1 protein-coding gene is annotated in these 557 nt (G+C 49.4%); it reads left to right on the top strand.

What is annotated here, in order from left to right; translation table 11 throughout:
- Positions 1–557, top strand: a 557-nt coding sequence (locus R7R78_RS28605) for a 4-alpha-glucanotransferase (protein ID WP_225474910.1), incomplete at its 5' end; no start/stop codon positions are given.

Genomic DNA, 557 nt, shown 5'->3' with positions numbered 1-557 from the left:
TACGTGATGCGGGCGTGCATTCGTACAAAGTCTTCTTCTTCGAAACCTCAAAAGAGGACGGCGGCTTTATTTCTCCGAAGCATTACGCAGAGCAGTCTATGGCGGCATTGTGTACGCACGACATGCCAACCCTACGCGGTTTCTGGCACTGTGATGACTTGAAAATGGGTCGTGAGATTGGTCTGTACCCAGATGAAAAACAGTTGGAAGGCTTATTCGCTGACCGTTTGAAGTGCAAACAAGGCATCCTAGACAGCGTTCGTTGGCACGGTTACTTGCCAGAAGGCATTGGCCATGATGCGCAGTTCGTACCAATGGATTCATACCTAAGCGAAGCGCTTCAATTGCACGTTGCTGCGGGTGATTCTGCACTGCTTAGCGTTCAGCTTGAAGACTGGCTAGAAATGGATCAACCGGTCAACATTCCTGGCACGGTTGATGAGTATCCAAACTGGCGTCGTAAGCTGTCGATGAACCTAGATGAAATCTTCAGTCGTGAAGACGTGAATCGCATTTCTAAACGCCTCACAGAAGTTCGCGCACAGGCGAGCAAATAA

The sequence above is a fragment of the Vibrio sp. 2134-1 genome (assembly GCF_033339495.1).
The sequence above is the reverse complement of the archived record's forward strand: the minus strand, read 5'-3'. Positions and strand labels throughout refer to the sequence as shown.